The organism is Bacillus cereus group sp. MG1, from assembly GCF_040460035.1.
Lineage (GTDB): Bacteria > Bacillota > Bacilli > Bacillales > Bacillaceae_G > Bacillus_A > Bacillus_A cereus.
This window is the reverse complement of record NZ_JARVGY010000001.1, coordinates 98,955-120,344: the sequence shown is the minus strand read 5'-3', so window position 1 is coordinate 120,344 and position 21,390 is coordinate 98,955. Positions and strand designations below refer to the sequence as shown.

Here is a 21,390-nt window from a genome sequence, read left to right as displayed (position 1 = left end):
AAATGGGAGACGTTATTGATATATATGGTTTATCACCTTTGCAAAAAGGAATACTGTTTCATACTTTATACGATCAAGATGATGAACATTCTTTTTCCTATATTGTACAAGTAGGTTTCTTGCTCGGGGGGCAATTGGATGTTGATACTTTTGAAAAGGCTTGGGAATATGTTATTAATCGACATGAGGTTTTACGTTCAGTATTTGTATGGGAGGAAGTAGAAAAGCCACTACAAGCGGTTTACCAACGTCTTCCTTTTACTATTCATCAAGAGGATTGGAGCACCTATCCACATGAGGAAAGGGTGAAGAAATTACAACAGTTTTTGAATGTAGATCGTAGAAAAGGATTTTTATTGGATGAAGCACCATTGATGAGAGTCACTGCGATCAAAGAAGCAAAAGAGGAAACGAGAATTATTTGGACACATCATCATATTTTGCTAGATGGATGGAGTGTGTCATTGGTCTTTAGTGAAGTGATGGAAGTTTATCTCAAGATGATAAAGGGAGAATTATTGACTCTTCCTAAATCTCTTCCTTATAAAAAATATATCCAGTGGATAAATAAACAAGATCAAAGTCAAGCAGAGGAATTTTGGAAAGAAGAATTAAAAGGGTTCTATGCACCTACGCCATTAGCAATGGAAAGAAAGGATCAAGGACAAGAGAAGGGCTATGGAGAGTGTGTTTATCAAGTATCTGAGAAACTTACTGAGAAGTTACAAGAGTGGGTACGAAATAGTCGATTAACGTTGAATACGTTAGTACAAGGTGCATGGGCTTATTTGATGAGTAGGTATAGCGGTGACAGTGACGTCGTATTTGGCGTAACTAGCGCTGGACGTCCTACTGATTTAATGGGAGCAGAGAATATGGTGGGGCTATTTATTAACACATTACCTACCAGAATTCGATTAACGGATAATACATCAGTAGTAGATTGGCTTCGTAAAATACAAATGAAAGAAATGGAACGAAGACAGTATGAGTATAATTCGTTGATAGATATTCAAGGCTGGAGTGAGGTTCCGCGAAATAGCTCCTTATTCCATACCTTGTATGTGTTTGAAAATTATCCAATTCAAGGTGAGAGAAATGATGATTTAAGATTACTAGATGTTACAAGCACGGAACAAACAAATTATCCTTTAACACTCATTGTAATGCCCGGTAAGAAAATTACTTTAAAGTTGATGTATGATCGAAGCTATTTTAATGAAGAAACAATAAATCTGATTCAGAATCACTTATTGCAAATATTAATTCAGATGACGAAGAGCCTAGATTCAAAACTATTTGAAATTACTCATTTAACAGAAGAAGAACAGATACAGTTACTAGAGGAATGGAATCATACTCAATTTAATTATTCGGCTGAAGGCATGATTCATACGATGTTTGAGGAGCAAGTTAAAAAAACACCGGAAGCAATCGCGGCTAGTTACGAAAATGAACAAATTACCTATAAAGAGTTGGAGAAGCGTGCAAATCAGCTAGCTCATTATCTACAAAAGCATGGTGTAGGCCCAGAGTTTCTAGTTGGGGTATATATGGAACGTTCATTACAAATGATGATAGCGTTATTAGGTATTCTAAAATCAGGAGCAGCGTATGTTCCACTTGACCCTACTTATCCAGAGAGTCGACTTCGATATATATTAGAGGATGCTGGAATCGAAGTACTAGTGACGGAAGAGAATTCTAAAAATTTGTTTGTATCTGAAAATATAGAAACGATTTGTATGAATAAAGATTACACTGCAATTGAAAAAGAAGAATCAACCCCATGTATAAGTGGTGTAACAGGAGAAAATTTAGCGTATGTTATGTATACTTCAGGATCTACAGGGAATCCAAAGGGAGTAATGATTGAGCATCATTCAGTAATTAATTATCTAGAATGGATGCAACATAAATATCCGCTTTCTGAAAAGGATGTGGTCTTGCAGAAAACGCCATTCTCATTTGATGTCTCTGTTTGGGAATTGTTTTGGGGCATTCACGTTGGTGCAAGTGTATCTTTCCTACCTCCAGGTGGAGAAAAAGATCCTTCTATTATAGCTGAAGTGATTAAACAACATCAGGTTACTATAGTTCAATTTGTACCTTCGATGTTATCTGTTTTCTTAGACCACTTCAATCATATTGAATTGAATATGAATTGTTCGTCCGTACGCCATGTATTTTCTGGTGGAGAAGAACTAAGTTCAGGGTTGGTTAGACGATTTCAACAGAAATGGAATTATAGTGGACAAGTGAAATTAACCAACTTTTATGGGCCAACTGAAGCCACTATTTATGTGAATGCATTTGATATTCAGCCTAATCAAGAATTTGTTTCTATTGGGCAGCCAATACAGAACACGCAATTATATGTATTAGACCAAAATCAACGCTTGCAATCAATAGGAATTGAGGGTGAGTTATATATTGGTGGTGCTGGTTTAGCACGTGGATACTTAAATCGTCCGAATCTTACTGCTGAAAAATTCGTTTCGCATCCATATCGATTTGGGGAACGACTATATCGAACAGGAGATTCAGTAAGATATTTAACTGATGGGAATTTAGAATTTATAGGTAGAATGGACCACCAAGTCAAAATGCGTGGTTTTAGGATTGAATTAGGAGAAATTGAAGCGACTTTAGAAAAATGTTCGTTTATTAAAGAGGCTGTCGTATTAGTTAGAGAAGATCGTCCAGGTGATCAACGATTGGTTGCATATGTAATAAGCGATGGAAATACCGAGGAGTGGAGAGAGTATTTACAAAAACAATTACCAAATCATATGATTCCAGCGCACTTTATAGATTTAGAACACTTCCCGCTTACTCCAAATGGGAAAATTGACCGAAAGGCCTTGCCAGCACCTGATGAGCAAGCTATTGAAGATTTAAATGTGCTACCTCGGACGCCATCGGAAGAGCTTATTGCCTCGGTTTGGAGTCAAGTGTTAGGAACAGAAAATATTGGCATTCAGGATTCCTTCTTTGAACGTGGTGGGCACTCACTACTTGCTACTCAAATTGTCTCTAGATTGCAAGAAATGTTCCAAATTAAAATTCCATTACGTGAACTTTTCAAGCACGATACAGTGGAAGCATTGGCGAAACGAGTGGATCAGTTACGAAAAGAAGATAAAAAACGAGAGGTTGCTCCTCTTGTACCTATGAAACGAGAAGAAGTTATCCCACTTTCCTATGCGCAGAAACGTCTATGGTTTATTGATCAATTAATGCCAAATAGTGCTATGTACAATATTCATGCAGCGTGTCGCTTAACAGGTAAATGGTCAATTGAAGCATTGGAGGTCGGATGGAATCAATTGTTGGAGCGTCATGAATCATTAAGGACGACAATTCTAGAACAAGAGGGTGAACCTTTTCAACAGGTTCAATCTCATGTGTTCAGGCATATTCCTCAAACGAATCTAACAGATCTTTCTTTGGAAGATAGGGAAAGAGAAATGAAACGCCTTATTCAAAACGAGGCGGAGGAACCATTTCATTTTGGACAAGGTCCTCTGATTCGAACACGAATATTGAAAGTGGACAGGGAAGAATGGGTTCTCATTTGTACGATGCATCATATTATTTCAGATGGATGGTCAATGGGAATCTTACTTGAAGAATGGATGGCTTTTTATGAAGGAGCACTAACCGGAAAACCAGTGGAATTGAAGGAGTTATCTATCCAATATGCAGATTTTGTCATGTGGCAGAAGGAATGGAAAAAGAGGAGAGTTTGAATCAGCATCTTCAATATTGGAAGGAAGAATTATCTGGGGAACTACCGGTTTTACAATTACCGATGGATCGTCCTCGACCTGCAGTTCAAACCCATCGTGGTGCAAGTCAGTCCTTAATAGTGGCGAATTCCTTACAGGAAAAGCTCAAAGATTTAAGTTTGCAAGAAGGATGCACTTTATTTATGACATTGATGGCAGCGTATCAAAGCTTCCTTTCTCGTTATACAGGACAGGACGACATTATAGTTGGAAGCCCCATCGCTAATCGAAATGTGAAAGAGATTGAGGGATTAATAGGATTCTTTGCAAATACGTTAGTTTATCGAGCTGATTTCAGTGGAAATCCGACGTTCCAAGAACTATTGTCGCAGATAAGAAAAAAAGCACTAAAAGCATACGAGTATCAGGACATCCCATTTGAGAAAGTGGTAGAATCCGTAAAACCTGAACGGAATACAAGTCATTCACCAATATTCCAAACTATGTTTACTTTACAGAATACGAAACAAGAGTTTCTTCAGCTATCCGAAAGACAAATGGAACTCATGGAAAGCTATGTTTCTGTTGCCAAATTTGATTTGAGTTTATTTGCTTCTGAGACGGAAGAAGGATTATCACTAACCTTTGAATATAATACTGATTTGTTTAATGATACAACCATTAAACGTATGGTAAATCATTTTGAACATTGGTTAAATCAAATTGCCTCTTATCCAAAATGTTTATTATCAGAATTGAATATGTTATCGAAAGTGGAATATAAGCAACTACTAGAGGAATGGAATGAATCAGCCGTTATAGATATAGAAGATAGTACGATTCATACAATGTTTGAAGAACAAGTGAAAAAAACACCAGAAGCAATTGCAGTAGTGTGCGAAGATGAAGAACTAACATATCGAGAGTTGGACGAACGCTCGAATCAGTTGGCACATTATTTACAAAAAAATGGTGTAACATGCGAAACATTGGTTGGGATTTGCGTTACACGTTCATCCGAGATGATTGTCGGTCTCTTAGGAATTATGAAGGCGGGAGGAGCATATGTCCCAATTGATCCAGCGTATCCGGAAAGTCGACTGCAGTACATTTTAGAAGATGCTCAAATAAAGGTACTGGTGACACAGGAAAAGTTACAACAAAAAATGGTTATACCTACATTCGTTAACGTCATTTGTATTGATCGTAATCGAGCAGAAATAGAACAAGAAGTTACTACGGTATGCACGAGTGAAGTGACGGGTGATAACTTAGCCTATATTATCTATACTTCAGGTTCCACGGGAAATCCAAAGGGAGTAATGATTGAGCACAGGAATACAGTAACAATGATTCATTGGGCGCATCATACGTATTCTCGAAAGGAATTAGCGGGAGTATTAGCTTCAACTTCACTATCTTTTGATTTATCTGTTTTTGAAGTATTTGTTCCCTTAACGATGGGTGGTAAGGTGATTGTCGCTGAAAATGCTCTACATCTAGACAAGTTGTCTACCAAAGGTGTGACTTTGGTTAATACTGTGCCATCGGCAGCAAAGGAACTGGTTCGAGCAAAAACAATTCCTTCTTCAGTAAAGGTAATGAATTTGGCTGGAGAACCGTTACCATATCCGCTTGTTCAAGATTTATACGAGAGAAGTACGATTGAGAAGGTGTTCAACTTATATGGACCGTCTGAAGATACTACGTATTCCACGTATATGGAATTAGAAAAGGGTGTCATGCATAGGGTACCACCAATTGGTAAACCAATCTTCAATACAGAAGTATATGTATTGAGTGCTGAACAAAAAATGGTTCCAATTGGTGTAGTTGGTGAGTTGTACATTGGTGGATCAGGGTTAGCACGTGGATATTTAAAACGCCCTGACTTAACGAAAAATCGATTTATACCGCATCCGTTTAAAGAAGACGAGCGAGTATACCGGACTGGAGATCTAGTAAGGTATTTGCCGGATGGAAATTTGGAGTATGTTGGACGAATTGATCATCAGGTGAAAATTCGTGGGTTCCGGATTGAACTAGGAGAAATCGAAGCGGTATTACAAAAGCATACATTAGTTAACGAAGCTATTGTGATGGTGCGGGAAGATTATCCTGGCGATCCACGTTTGATTGCCTATGTTGTAGGAGACGGGGGTGCTCAAAAGTGGCGTGATTATCTCAAGGACCAACTACCAAATTATATGATTCCATCCTATTTTGTTGGATTAAATGCATTTCCACTCACTCCTAATGGAAAAATTGATAGGAAGGCTTTACCAGCACCAGAGAAGCAGGAGATAGCGAGTTGTTATATTGCTCCTCGTACGTCTACGGAAAAAACAATTGTTTCGATATGGCATGAAGTTTTAGGCATGGAAAACATCGGAATTCAAGATTCGTTTTTTGAAATTGGTGGACATTCATTACTTGCTACGCAAGCTGTTTCCAATCTTAAAGAGGCTTTTGGAATCGAGATATCATTGCATGATTTATTTATGTTTCATACGGTGCAGCAATTGGCAGAACAGATTGATCAATTGCTCGATAACAAAAATCAAGAAATGCAGAATGATAGTAAGGAGAATATAAGCCTTCAAGATTATATTCAAAAAGAAGCAGAAGTGAGTAATGATGAAGAATTACTGGAACTGCTTAAGCAATTAGAAGAGTTATCAGAGGAAGAAGCACAAGGGATATTTGAGAGTAATTTGATTGAGGAAGGGGTAAAAAAATGAGAAGTGATTTACTTGCAAAGCTGAGTTCACTTTCTCCTGAGAAGAGAGCATGGCTTCAGAAGCAAATGCAAAAAAAGGAGAATAAAGAAGCACTCCCGTTGTCTTATGCACAACAACGTTTGTGGTTTATGGACAGATTTAACCCAAACAGTTCTTTATATAATATTCCAACCGTATGGCATCTAAAAGGAAATTGGATACCTGAAGCATTAGAGAAGGGATTCAATCGACTCATTGAACGTCATGAATCATTACGAACTGTTTTTAAAGAAATAGGAGAACAGCCTGTGCAACAAATTGTCGAATTCCTTCCTAGAGCATTACCTGTAAGGGATTACTCTCAACTTCCTCTAGAAGTAAAAGAAAAAGAGGTAGATAGTTTAATTGCGAGAGAAGCGCAAGAACCATTTGATTTAATGAATGGTCCTTTAATTCGTAATCAGCTTGTTCAATTAGAGAAGGATGAATGGTTATTACTGTGTACGATGCATCATATTATTTCTGATGCTTGGTCCATTGGTATATTCATGAATGAATTCCTTGCTTTCTATGAAGAAGAAACGGGCGGAAATCCTGCTAAATTAAGTTCATTATCTATTCAATATGCAGACTTTGCGAAGTGGCAAAAGGGGTGGTTGCAAGGTGATGTGCTAAATCGTCAGCTTACGTATTGGCAGGAAGAATTGTCTGGTGAGCTTCCTATCTTACAACTGCCAGTGGATCGACCTCGACCGGTTAAGCAGACTTACTCTGGGGCTGCGCATCATGTGATTTTTCCTTATAAATTGCTCAGTCAATTGAAGGATATAAGTCGACAAGAAGGATCTACTTTATTTATGACTTTAATGGCCGCATACCAGAGCTTTCTTGCTCGTTATACGGGACAAAAAGATATTCTAGTTGGTAGCCCGATTGCAAATCGGAACCATAAGGGAGTAGAAGGATTAATTGGTTTCTTTGTTAATACGTTGGTTTATCGATCAGATTTGAGTGGCACCCCTACTTTTCGGGAGATTTTGAACCAAACAAAGAAAAAGGCGTTAAAAGCTTACGAATATCAAGATATACCATTTGAAAAAGTGGTAGAAGCTGTGCAACCTGAACGAAGCATGAGTCATTCCCCTATATTTCAGACCATGTTTACGCTACAGAATATAAAACAAGAACGACTAGATTTGCCTGATAGAAGTATTGAAATGGTAGAAAGTAATATGTCTATTGCTAAATTTGATTTGAGCTTAACTGCCTATGAAGTGGAAGAAGGTCTATTCGTCTCATTTGAATACAACACGGATTTATTTGATAGTAGTACCATTGCACGTATGGCAGGACATTTTGAGAACTGGCTAAATGAAATCACGTATCATCCAGATGAATCATATACAAAGCTGTCAATGCTATCGGATACTGAGCAAAATCAACTCCTAGAAGAATGGAATGATACGGACGTAGTTTATGGTCATGATTGTATGATTCATGAGCTATTTGAGCAGCAAGTTGCACGGACGCCTGATGCAGTGGCGGTAGTTTATGAGGGTGGAAAGCTAACGTATCAAGAACTAAATGAAAAATCGAATCAATTGGCACATTTTCTACAAAAACGAGGTATCGGACCTGAATCATTGGTTGGTATATGTATTGAACGTTCTCCTGATATGATTATCGGTCTCTTTGGGATTTTGAAGGCAGGTGGGGCTTATGTCCCACTGGACCCAAGTTATCCTGAAAACCGCCTGAGATATATTTTGGAGAATTCACAAATTCAAGCGCTGTTAACAAAAGAGGCACTACAGGACTGGTTACCTAAAGATATTCAAGCAATTTGTTTAGACCGGGATCAAGTGATGATTTCTAAAGAGAGTAATTTAGCTCCGGTAAGTGGAGTAACAGCAAATAACTTAGCCTATATTATATACACTTCGGGTTCGACGGGAAATCCAAAGGGGGTAATGATTGAACATCATTCCGTTATCAACCGCCTACAGTGGATGCAGAAAAAATACCCATTGTCCGAGGAGGATACAATCCTACAAAAGACACCGTTTTCATTTGATGTTTCTGTATGGGAATTATTTTGGTGGTCATTTGTAGGAGCACGTGTTTGTTTACTTCCACCAGGAGGAGAGAAAGATCCTGCGGTGATTGAGGAGTATATTGAACGATATCGCGTGTCCACCATGCACTTTGTTCCGTCGATGTTATCTACTTTCTTAGATTATATGGAACTATATAATTCGAAAAGGGATGTATCGTCTTTAATTCAAGTTTTTACTAGTGGAGAAGCGTTAAACACTGAGCAGGTTCGCCGGTTTAAGGGGATCTTTTACAATGTTCAGCAAACAAAGTTAATTAACTTGTATGGTCCTACTGAAGCGACTGTGGATGTGACTTATTACGATTGTGATTTAGAAAAAGAAGCAATGCTTATTCCGATTGGTCGTCCGATTGATAATACAGAGTTGTATGTGTTAGATCAATATCAACAAGTGGTCCCGATTGGTGTGGCAGGGGAACTTTACCTTGGAGGAGTAGGATTGGCACGTGGCTACTTCAATCGACCGGATTTAACTGCTGAACGTTTTATTCCGCATCCTTTTAAGGACGGGGAACGATTATATCGAACGGGTGACTTGGTGAGATATATGAATGATCGTAACTTAGAATATATTGGAAGAATAGATAACCAAGTTAAAATTAGAGGATTCCGAATTGAATTGGGAGAAATTGAAGCAGCTTTACATGATCACGCATCTGTAAAAGAGGCAGTCGTGTTGGTGAAGGAAGAACGACCAGGAGATAAGCAGTTAGTAGCTTATGTAGTGGGTGAAGGGGATGCTGGAGAATGGCGTGAATATCTCAAGAAGCAATTACCACATTATATGGTTCCGGCATACTTTTTCCAAATTGAAGGTATGCCACTCACTCCAAATGGTAAAGTGAATCGGAAAGCATTATTGGAATTAGAAGAACAGTTCATAAGTGAAGATATTACTTCATCACGAACACCAGTGGAGGAGCTCATCGTTTCCGTTTGGAGCCAAGTGTTAGGAATAAAAAATATTAGTGTTCAGGATTCCTTTTTTGAAATCGGTGGTCATTCACTACTAGCTACTCAAGTAGTGTCACGTTTACAGAGAATTTTTCAAATCGAATTACCAGTACGTGAACTATTTGAATATACAACGGTGGAGTCACTGGCAAAGCGATTAGAACAGTTACGTAAAGGAGATAAAAAACGAGAGATTCCGCCACTAATACCAATGAAACGAGGAGATGCTATTCCACTATCTTATGCCCAACAACGTTTATGGTTTATTGATCAATTTACACCTAATAGTGCCCTTTACAATATGCCAATGGTATGCCGTCTTACAGGGAATTGGCTACTTGAAGCATTGGAAACGGGATGGAATCAACTAATAGAACGTCATGAATCACTGCGGACGGTCTTTCAAGAGGTGAATGGTCAACCCGTACAGCAAATTGAACCGTATGCTTTTCAATCAATTCCGAAAACGGATTTAACTATGCTTTCTTCTGAAGATCAAGAAGAAGAAGTTAAACGTTTAATTCAACAAGAAACAGAAGTACCATTTGATTTAACAGAGGGTCCATTAATCAGGACAAGTATTTTGCACGTGGGAGAGGAAGAATGGATACTCCTTTGTACTCTACATCATATCATTTCAGATGGATGGTCAATGGGAATCCTACTTGAAGAATGGATGGCATTTTATGAGAAAGCAACGGATGGAAAGGTAGCGGAACTTGAACCATTACCGGTTCAATATGCCGACTTTGCTCAGTGGCAAAAAGGATGGTTAAAGGAGGAGGTGCTTGATCAACAACTCCAATATTGGAGGGAAGAATTGTCTGGGGAGCTTCCTGTACTCCAACTTCCTGTGGATCGCCCGCGTCCCGCAATACAAACTCATCACGGGTCGACATACACTATGGTTCTGCCAAGCACGCTACATGATAAATTGAATGAACTTAGTCGAAAAGAAGGGGCTACGCTCTTCATGACGCTTTTAGCTGCATATCAAAGCTTTCTATCTCGTTATACGGGACAAGAAGATATTCTGGTCGGAAGCCCAATTGCGAATCGGAATTATAGAGAAATTGAAGGACTAATTGGTTTCTTCGTTAACACGCTGGTTTATCGAGCTAATTTGAGTGGTAGACCGACATTTCAAGATGTACTGTATCAGGTTCGTCAAAAGGCATTGAAGGCGTATGAATATCAAGATATTCCATTTGAAAAAATTGTAGAAGTTGTGCAACCGGAGCGAAGTACAAGTCATTCGCCAATTTTCCAGACTATGTTCATCTTGCAAAATATGAAACAAGGGTTACCGGTGTTATCTAGTAGAAGTATTGAAATGATAGAAAGCCATAGTCCAATTGCAAAGTTTGATTTAAGTGTAATGGCAGTTGAGACGGAAGAGGGATTACTTTTTACTTTTGAGTACAATAAGGATTTATTCAATGCTACTACTATTGAACGGATGGCAGGACACTTTGAGAAATGGCTACATGAAGTTTCTCATCGCCCACAAAATCCGTTGCATGATCTGAGCATGCTATCAGAACCCGAGCGTACTTTGTTATTAGAAACATGGAATGACACTGTAATAGAAATGTCTCATCAGGGTCTTATTTGCGACAAATTTGAGGAGCAAGTAGCAAGGCGTCCTGATGCGATTGCGATAGTTGATCAAACAAAACAGTGGACTTATGGTGAACTGGATACACAAGCAAATCAGTTGGCAAATGTTTTACAGCGAAAGGGAGTAGCCCCAGAGTCAGTGGTAGGGGTTTATCTTCCGAGGTCAGCTGAGCTAATGGTAAGTTTACTAGGCATTTTAAAAGCTGGTGGAGCTTATGTCGTTTTAGATCCGTTGTATCCAAAATCAAGGTTAGAATACATGATTGAAGATGCAGGGATTCAATTTGTAGTGACGGCGGAAGGACAAGAAGGCCATTTCGCACACGTCGAAATGGTGAGGTTAGAAGAATTAACGGTGGAAAGCGTAATCGCACCTACACGTCAAATAAATCCAGAGAACTTAGCCTATATTGTTTATACCTCTGGTTCTACAGGAAAACCGAAGGGTGTCATGGTTGAATATCGCTCATTAATGAATATGGTTTCTTGGCATCAGGAAGTTTATCATATTTCAGCAGAGGATCGTGCGACTCAGATTGCAGGGGTTGCTTTTGATTCGGCTGTGCAGGAGATTTGGCCGTATCTAACTGCTGGCGCAGCACTCTACTTGTCAACAGAGGAACTGAGAATTAATCCAGAAGCACTAAGGGACTGGCTCATTGATTCACGAATAACAGCTAGCTTTGCACCTACGCCTATTCTGGAAAGGCTCTTGAAATTATCTTGGCCAGATAAAACGGATCTTCGTTTTATCATTACTGGTGGGGATCAATTAACGCAGTACCCATCTAACGATATTCCTTTTGCGGTAATTAATCAGTATGGTCCATCGGAAAATACCGTTGTTACCACAGATTGTTATGTACCTGTAGGAGTGACAACAGGTACGCCATCGATTGGTCGACCGATTGCAAATACAGAAGTTTATGTGTTAGATTCTCATCTTCAGCTAGTACCAATTGGCGTAATTGGAGATCTCTATATTGGAGGGAAGAGTCTTGCACGTGGATATGCTAATCGTCCGGATCTTACAAAGGAAAAATTTATTCCACATCCTTTCAAGTCAGGAGAACGTCTCTATTATACAGGAGACAAAGCAAGTTATCTTTCTGATGGTAATCTCCAGTTCCATGGACGTATAGATGACCAAGTAAAAATTCGTGGTTTCCGGATTGAATTGGGAGAAATAGAAGCTGTTTTGCAGGCACATTCTTCTGTGAAAGAAGCAGTTGTATTGGTACGAGAGGATAATCAAGGTGATAAGAGATTAGTAGCTTATGTAGTTGGTGAAGGAAGTGTCCATGAATGGCGAGAACATCTACAAACACATTTACCAAATTACATGGTTCCAACAAACTTTATTGAGATGGAATTTTTACCACTTACACCGAATGGAAAACTTGATTTGAAGGCATTGCCTATACTTAGTGAACAATCCGCTGAAAATACTGTATACCCAAGAACTCCGCTGGAAGAACTTATCGCTTCAGTGTGGAGTCAAGTGCTAGGAATAGGAGACATTGGTGTTCAGGATTCTTTCTTTGAGCTTGGTGGTCACTCTCTACTTGCTACACAAGTGGTCTCGCGCTTACAGGAAGTCTTTCAAATCAAATTGCCAGTACGTGAACTGTTCGAATATTCAACGATCGAGGCATTAGCGAAACGAATGGATCAGTTACGTAAGGGGAATGAAAAACGAGAAATTCCACCATTGGTGCCGATGGAACGTGGAAATAATATTCCACTATCTTATGCCCAACAGCGCTTATGGTTTATTGATCAATTTGCACCTAATAGTGCCCTTTATAATATGCCAATGGCATGCCGCCTTACAGGGAATTGGTTACCTGAAGCATTGGAATTGGGATGGAATCAGTTGATAGAGCGTCATGAATCTTTGCGGACTGTATTTTATGAAGAGGATGGCCATCCTGTGCAGCAGATTCAACCGTACGTTTTCCGTCCGCTTCTGCAAATGGACTTAACTAAGCTTTCATTAGAGGAGCGAGAAAGAAAGCTGGAGCAATGGATTCAAACTGAAGTCGAATCTCCATTTGATTTAGAACAAGGGCCATTATTCCGTGGGAAACTCATAAGAATTTCAGAAGAAGAATGGGTTCTTCTGTGTAATATGCATCATATTATCTCGGATGGGTGGTCGATGGAAATCTTGCTTCAAGAATGGATGGCATTTTATGAGAATGCGATTGGTGAAAAACAAGCAGAGCTGGAACCACTACCAGTTCAATATGCCGATTTTGCTCAGTGGCAAAGAGACTGGTTGAAAGATGAAGTACTATATCAACAGCTTGCATATTGGAAGGAAGAATTATCTGGTGAGTTACCAGTCTTAATGTTGCCAATGGATCGTCCGCGTCCGCCAGTGCAAACCCATCATGGATTAACTCATAATGTTTTGTTGTCACGCTCATTACTGGATAAATTAAACGAACTAAGTCGTCAAGAAGGGGCCACACTTTTCATGACCTTATTGGCATCGTATCAAAGTTTCCTTGCTCGTTATACGGGACAAACGGATATTATTGTTGGTAGCCCAATTGCAAATCGAAATTATCGAGAAATTGAGGGGCTGATTGGTTTCTTTGTCAACACTTTGGTTTATCGAGCTGATTTAAGTAATGCACCGGCATTTCAAGAGTTGTTATCTCAAGTACGGATAAAAGCATTGAAGGCGTATGAGTATCAAGATGTTCCGTTTGAGAAAATTGTAGAGGTTATCCAACCTGAACGAAATACAAGCCATTCTCCGATTTTTCAAACCATGTTTACTTTGCAAAATACGGGACAGAAGCTACCAGAATTACATGGAAGAAATATAGAAGTAATGGAAAGTAATGCTCCGATCGCTAAGTTTGATTTAAGTTTAACTGCTGCAGAAGTGGAAGAGGGTTTATTACTTACTTTTGTTTATAGAACTGATTTATTTGACAGCTTAACTATTGAATCCATGGCTGAACATTTTGGGAACTGGTTGAATGTAATCGTGGAGAATCCTGATAAATCATTAGCTAAGTTGCCTATATTATCAGGATTACAGCAAAAACAGTTGGAAGAGTGGAATAATGGTGCTGTAGCATATCCACAGGAAAGTACAATTCATCAGCTGTTTGAAGAGCAAGTAAATCGTACACCTGATGCGGTAGCAGTGGTAGATGAAAAACAGCAGTTAACGTATCGAGAGCTGAATGAAAAAGCTAATCAATTGGCCCACTATCTTCAGCAATGCGGAATTGGGAATGAATCATTGGTTGGACTTTGCTTTGAGCGTTCAATTGAGATGGTTGTTAGTATTATGGGGATTTGGAAGGCTGGAGCAGCCTATGTTCCATTAGACCCATCATATCCAGAAAGTCGCCTACGATATATTTTGGAGGACACTGGAATTCAAGTATTAGTTACGAACGAGTCATTGAAAGATTGGATACCTAAAGAAATCAAGATAGTTTGTCTAGATAGGGATCAAACAATGATTTCGCAAGAAAGCATTCTTTCACCAAAATGTGAAGTAACAGGAGAAAACCTAGCGTATGTTATCTATACTTCGGGATCGACAGGGAACCCAAAGGGTGTCTTGATACAGCATCATTCTGTAATAAACTTGTCGCATGGTTTACAAAAAGAGGTTTTCGAAGATGAGATACCATCTAACATGCATGTCGGTTTAAATGCGTCAATTGCCTTTGATGCATCTATTCAGCAATTACAAATGCTGCTTTATGGTTCAAGTTTGTATATTATTCCAAGCGAAGTACGAAGTGATCCGGAGCAGTTTGTAGCTTATATTAGGGAGAACAAGTTAGAAATCTTTGATATAACACCTTCATTGCTTCAATTACTTATAGATGTCGGATTGTTAGAAACGTGCGATGGCGTTCATGTTCCAAGTAAGGTACTGGTTGGTGGTGAAGCAATTATGCCGTCATTATGGGAACAGCTAGTAGAGACTGATAAAATCCAGTTTTATAATGTATATGGTCCTACAGAATGTACGGTTGATGCAACATGCTATCATATCAAGAAAGATAGTAAGAGAGTAACAATTGGACGTCCATTGCCTAACATCCAAACTTATGTATTAGATAGAAATAGGTTGCCAGTTCCAGTTGGTGTAATGGGGGAACTTTATATCGGAGGAGCAGGTCTAGCAAGGGGGTACTTGAATCGTCCAGAGTTAACATCCGAACGATTTATTTCTCATCCATTCAAAGAAGGCGAGAGGTTATATAGAACAGGTGATCTTGTGAGATATCTTCCTGATGGTAATATAGACTACTTAGGAAGAATGGATAATCAAGTGAAGATTAGAGGATTTCGAATTGAACTTGGAGAGATTGAGTCGACTTTACAAGAGCATGACTTAGTAAAAGAGGCAGTTGTAATGGTTAGGGAAAATCAGTCGGGAGATAAGAGGCTGGTAGCTTATGTAGTGGGCGAAGGCAGTTTAGAAGAATGGCGAGAGTATCTTAAAACAAAACTGCCAATCCATATGATACCTTCCTACTTTGTCGAAATGAAAGAATTACCGCTAACCATAAATGGAAAGATTGATCGGAAATCGTTACCTATACCAGATTATCAAGGGACACAAGAAGGATACGTGGCCCCAAGAAATGAACGTGAACATAAGCTTTCTATCATTTGGGAACGTGTGCTAGGTTCAAAACGTATTGGTATGAATGATAACTTCTTTGAAATTGGTGGAGATTCAATTCTTAGCATTCAGATTGTCTCGCGCGCGAAGCAAGTTGGTTTACAATTGACACCAAAACAAATATTTGAACACCAAACAATTGCTGAGTTGGCGCAAGTAGTCAAAGAAGAACAAGGTGTACAAGCTGAACAGGGAATTATAACTGGAGAGACGATACTTACACCTATTCAGCAAAGGTTTTTTGCACAAAATCATCCTAACCCACATCATTGGAATCAATCCATGTTCTTTAGAACGAAAGAGAAATTGGACATAGGATCACTGGAAAAGGCGGCAGGTAACCTTCTACTTCATCATGATGCTCTGCGTTTAAGATATGAACGTTTACCTAATGGGGTTTGGAAACAGTGGAATGAAGGAATAGAAGAACAATTGATGCTTACTGTCATTTCATTAGACGAAGTGCCGGAAGCTAATTGGCATCAGGTTATTCAAAAAGAGATTAATATTGCACAAGAAAGTTTGAATTTACATGATGGTCCGCTAATGAGAATGGTGTATTTTGATGAAGGTGAGCACGCTGGCCGATTATTTTGGACAATTCATCATTTAGCCGTGGATGGTGTTTCTTGGCGAATTTTATTGGAAGATTTGCAAACAGCATATACGCAAGTAGTCCAAGGGCAGAAAATTCAATTACCTATGAAGAGTACATCTTTTAAAGAATGGTCGGAGAAATTACATCATTACGCTGAAACTGGCCTATCAAAAGAAGTGCTACATTACTGGGAGGAGCAGGCTGAACAAGACGTAGTTAAATTGCCGGTAGATGGTACTATAAGTAATCCAGTAAGCGCAGTAACTGAGGAAATTACTGTGGTGTTAAATGAGAATGAGACCCGTATGTTATTGCAAGAGACTTTAAGCACTCACCGTGTCCAAATCAATGAAGTATTATTAGCAGCATTAGTACAAGCTACGGCAGCATGTACGGGGCAGCCGATATTGAGCGTAGATTTAGAGGGACATGGTCGAGAAGAGATTATTGAAGATGTTGATTTATCGAGAACTGTGGGATGGTTTACAAGTATTTACCCAGTTCATTTAAATATTACTAGTGCTAATACGCCAATTGAAGCATTAAAAGCAGTTAAAGAACAAGTTCGCAAAATTCCTAATAAGGGTGTTGATTATGGGGTGTTGCGTTACATGAACGCAACAATGTGTGAGCAATTAAGCTCCCAATATACACCGTCTATTAGTTTTAACTATCTTGGACAATTTGACCAAATGTTTTCTAGCGATGCAATGTTTATTCCGGAGAACGAATTTAAGCGTTTAGATCATGCTGCCGGTTCCAAGCGATCGCATGTAATTGATGTAATTGGGGTTGTAACGGATGGAAAACTTCAGTTCACTTGGGTATACAATGTTGGACAATTTTCCAAATCAACGATTCAAAGTATTGCACAGAATATGCTATATCAACTGAGTACATTGATTCAATTTTCAGATAGAGAATCTGCACTGACCATTTCGGATTTTGCAATGGCTAATCTTAGCCAAGAAGGTTTGACAAATGTACTAAACAAAATGCATCGCGGAAAGAACAATCAGATTACTGATTTATATCCACTATCACCTTTGCAAGAAGGTATGATTTTCCACACATTGCATGACCAAGGGGATGAACATGTTGCACCGTATATAGTGCAATTGAGTTTTATGATTCGAGGAAAAATGAATATTCCTACATTTGAGCAGGCGTGGAAATCTGTAATTCAGCGGCATGAAATTTTTCGTACAGGATTTGTATGGGACGAAATTGAAGAACCTGTACAAGTGGTGTATGAAAATATCCCATTTAAAGTGAATAAAGAAGACTGGCGTACAATGACAAGTGAAGAGATAGAGGAAAAAAGAAAAGTCTTTTTGGCATTAGATCGAAAACAAGCCTTCCAATTTGATGAAGCACCATTGATGCGGGTAACAGTCATTCAAGAAGGTGAGGAAGAATATCGGATTGTTTGGACCCATCACCATATTTTACTGGATGGATGGAGTTTACCATTAGTATTTAATGAATTACTTACAGTCTATCAGAAGAGAATGAATGGAGAAGCTGTGAAGTTACCTAAGTCCTCACCATATAAGAAATATATCCAATGGTTAAGAGAGCAAGATAAGGAGCAGGCGGAACAATTCTGGAGAGAGAAGCTAAAAGGTTTTACTGCGCCAACTTTGCTGGGCTTAGAAAGTAAAGAGGAAGAAAAAGGTTACACAGAGAAGGTTACGTATTTATCAGAAGAGCAGACTCAAGCGTTACAAGGATGGGCGAAACGCAATAAACTTACTTTGAGTACAGTAATTCAAGGTGCATGGGCATATCTCATGAGCCGATATAGTGGAGAAAATGACATTGTTTTTGGTGTAACAAGCTCAGGACGTTCTACGGAGATTATTGATGTTGAAAACATCGTAGGTCCTTTCATTACAACGTCACCGACGCGAATTCAATTGATGGATGATATAAAATTAATAGATTGGTTGCAGAAGATACAAGAGGGAGAGATAGAAAGAAGACAATATGAGTATGCTTCTTTGACAGAGATTCAGGGGTGGAGTGAAGTTCCTAGAGGAATACCGCTGTTCAATAGTTTATATGTGTTTGAAAATTATCCAGTGAAAGAGGAGTCTTCAGAAAATCTGGAAATTGGTGAATTGGAAGGGGTAGAACAAACCCACTACCCATTAGGGTTAGCTGTAGTTCCAGGAATCCAGTTATCGTTAAAGTTAATGTATGACCGTAGTAAGTTTAATAGAGTAACCATTGAACGAATGCTGGGTCATTTACACAAAGTGTTAATGCAAATGCTCAAAAACATTGATCAAAATCTATCGGAGCTAGTATATATTACGGAAGCTGAACAAAGAAAGCTATTGGAAGAATGGAATAATAATACTATATCCTATCCACGTGAGAATGCAATTCATCAACTATTCGAAGAGCAAGTAAATCGTACGCCTGACGCGTTGGCAGTGGTAGATGAAAAACAGCAACTAACATATCGAGAGCTGAATGAAAGAGCTAATCAATTAGCCCATCATTTACAGAAATGTGGAATTGGGACAGAGTCATTAGTTGGCCTTTGCTTTGAGCGTTCAGTTGAGATGGTTGTTGGTCTCATGGGAATTTGGAAGGCTGGAGCAGCCTATGTTCCATTAGATCCATCGAATCCGGAAAGCCGCCTACAATATATTTTAGAAGACACAGGAATTAAAGTGTTAGTTACAAATGAAGTATTACTAGGCTGGATTCCTAAAGACATTAAGACAGTTTGCCTAGATAGGGACCAAGCAATGCTTTCTCAAGAAAGCAAACTTTCACCAATATGTGAGGTAACAGGGGAAAACTTAGCGTATGTTATCTACACTTCTGGTTCGACAGGGAATCCAAAGGGAGCTTTAGTACAGCACCATTCTGTAATAAACCTATCATATGGTTTACAAAAAGAAGTTTTCTCACATGAGATACCTAGTAATATGCGCGTCGGTTTGAATGCATCAATTGCCTTTGATGTATCTATTCAGCAATTACAAATGCTGCTTTATGGTTCAAGTTTATATATTATTCCAAGTGAAGTTCGCACTAACCCAGAACAATTTGTGTCCTATATTAGGGAGAATAAATTGGAAATGTTTGATATGACACCTTCATTACTTCAATTACTAATAGATGGAGGATTGCTAGAAATAAGTGCTGATGTTCATGTACCAAGCAAGATATTGGTCGGTGGTGAAGCAATCATGCCGTCATTATGGGAACAGCTAGTAGAGACTGAAAAGATTGATTTTTATAACGTATACGGTCCTACAGAATGTACGGTTGATGCAACATGCTATCATATCAAAAAAGATAGTAAGAGAGTAACAATTGGACGTCCATTGCCGAACGTTCAAACTTATGTATTGGATAAAAATTTGTTACCTGTTCCAGTTGGTGTAACAGGTGAGCTATATATTGGGGGTGCAGGTATAGCGAGAGAATACTTGAATCGCCCAGAATTAACAGCAGAGCGATTCATCTGTCATCCATTTAATGAAGAAGAGCGTTTATATCGTACGGGAGATTTGGTTCGTTATTTACCTGATGGTAATTTAGATTACTTGAGAAGAATTGATAATCAAGTGAAAATTAGGGGCTTTCGTATTGAACTTGAAGAGATTGAAGCGAGTATAGAGAGGCATCCATTGGTAAAAGAAGCAGTAGTTTTGGCAACAGAGGATAAATTAGGAGAGCAGAGATTGGTTGCTTATGTAGTTGGAGATGGTAGTATGCATGAGTGGCGTGAGTATCTCAAGACACAAGTACCAAATTATATGGTTCCCGCACACTTTATTAAGGTAGACGAGATTCCTCTTACAACGAATGGCAAAGTTGATCGAAAGGCATTGAACAATTTAACTATTCATAGAGAAAATAACTTCTCTACACCAATCATTCCAAGGGATGAAATTGAATATCAGTTGATTAAAATCTGGCAGGATGTGTTACAGATAGAAGATGTCTATGTAAATGATGATTTCTTTAATAGAGGAGGACACTCTCTCCTTGTAATTAAATTAGTTTCAAAAATTAGGGAGAAGTTTGGAAAAGAGATTAAGGTTTCAACATTGATTAAGAATCCAACATTGGAAGGAATCGCATGCCTTATTCGTGATAAGCATGATATGACGAAATCAGTAGCAGCGCTAGTTCCACTACAAGAATCAGAAAAAAGCCCTTTCTTCTGTGTTCATCCGTTTATGGGGAATGTATTCTGTTACATTCAACTAGCAAGATTACTTAAGAACCATTGTTCATTTTATGGTTTACAGAATCCTCTTATAGAAAAGGAAGAAATTGATGAATTGACCTTGCCGGAACTAATTCAACTTTACATTGAAGAAATCAAACGTGTTCAGCCAGAAGGCCCATATCGTCTTGGAGGATGGTCTTTAGGCGGTGCAATTGCTTATGAAATCGCAACTGTGCTAAAGAATCAAGGTGAGGAAGTTGAGTTGTTGATACTAATGGATACTAAAGTACCTTCAGAGCAAGATCGTAAAACAAGGGAGGATATGCTCTCATATATATCTGAACATTTCATTCCTAGAGATCTTACTGAGCAGGAAGAAGGGCTCGTTCATAAGCAAGATATGCTTGTGGAGCGATTAATTATGGAAGGAGTACTCCCGCCTGATGCAAATCTTATGAATTTGAAGCAAGTTATCAATGCTCATAGGAAATGCCTGAACTTAATGGCAGAGAATGATTTGATACCATACTTTGGAGAAGTTATCTACTTTAGTGCTGAGGAAGGAAAAGAGTTGTTTACAGATTGGGGACCTTTATTAAAAGGAAGAGTAAATAGGTATTCAGTCCCTGGATCACATGAGGAAATAGTAGACTTCCCCGCAGTTGAAAAGATAGTTAAGTACCTATTAAATGAATTTGAAGGGATAAAAGAAACATCCCTTTCATTAACTGAAAAGTAGAGAGTGCAAAAGATGCAACGCTATGAATGAAAAGGGGAG

At 38.7% G+C, this 21,390-nt stretch carries 2 protein-coding genes and 2 pseudogenes; all 4 read left to right on the top strand.

The window, feature by feature from the left end; translation table 11 throughout:
- Nucleotides 1-2: 2 nt before the first annotated feature.
- Nucleotides 3-1,283, top strand: a pseudogene (locus QCI79_RS34935) (condensation domain-containing protein); the annotation flags it as partial.
- Nucleotides 1,272-6,277: pseudogene (locus tag QCI79_RS00550) on the top strand (amino acid adenylation domain-containing protein); the annotation flags it as partial. The pseudogenes QCI79_RS34935 and QCI79_RS00550, both read left to right, overlap by 12 nt.
- Complete coding sequence (locus QCI79_RS34930; protein ID WP_438502902.1) at nucleotides 6,254-6,472, top strand: hypothetical protein; 219 nt, start codon at nucleotides 6,254-6,256, stop codon at nucleotides 6,470-6,472. The pseudogene QCI79_RS00550 and the gene QCI79_RS34930, both read left to right, overlap by 24 nt.
- The gene (locus QCI79_RS00545) at nucleotides 6,469-21,351 is read left to right on the top strand and encodes a non-ribosomal peptide synthetase (RefSeq protein WP_021728797.1); all 14,883 of its coding nucleotides are present in this window, start codon (nucleotides 6,469-6,471) and stop codon (nucleotides 21,349-21,351) included. The genes QCI79_RS34930 and QCI79_RS00545 overlap by 4 nt, the downstream gene beginning before the upstream one ends.
- The last annotated feature ends 39 nt before the right edge of the window (nucleotides 21,352-21,390 follow it).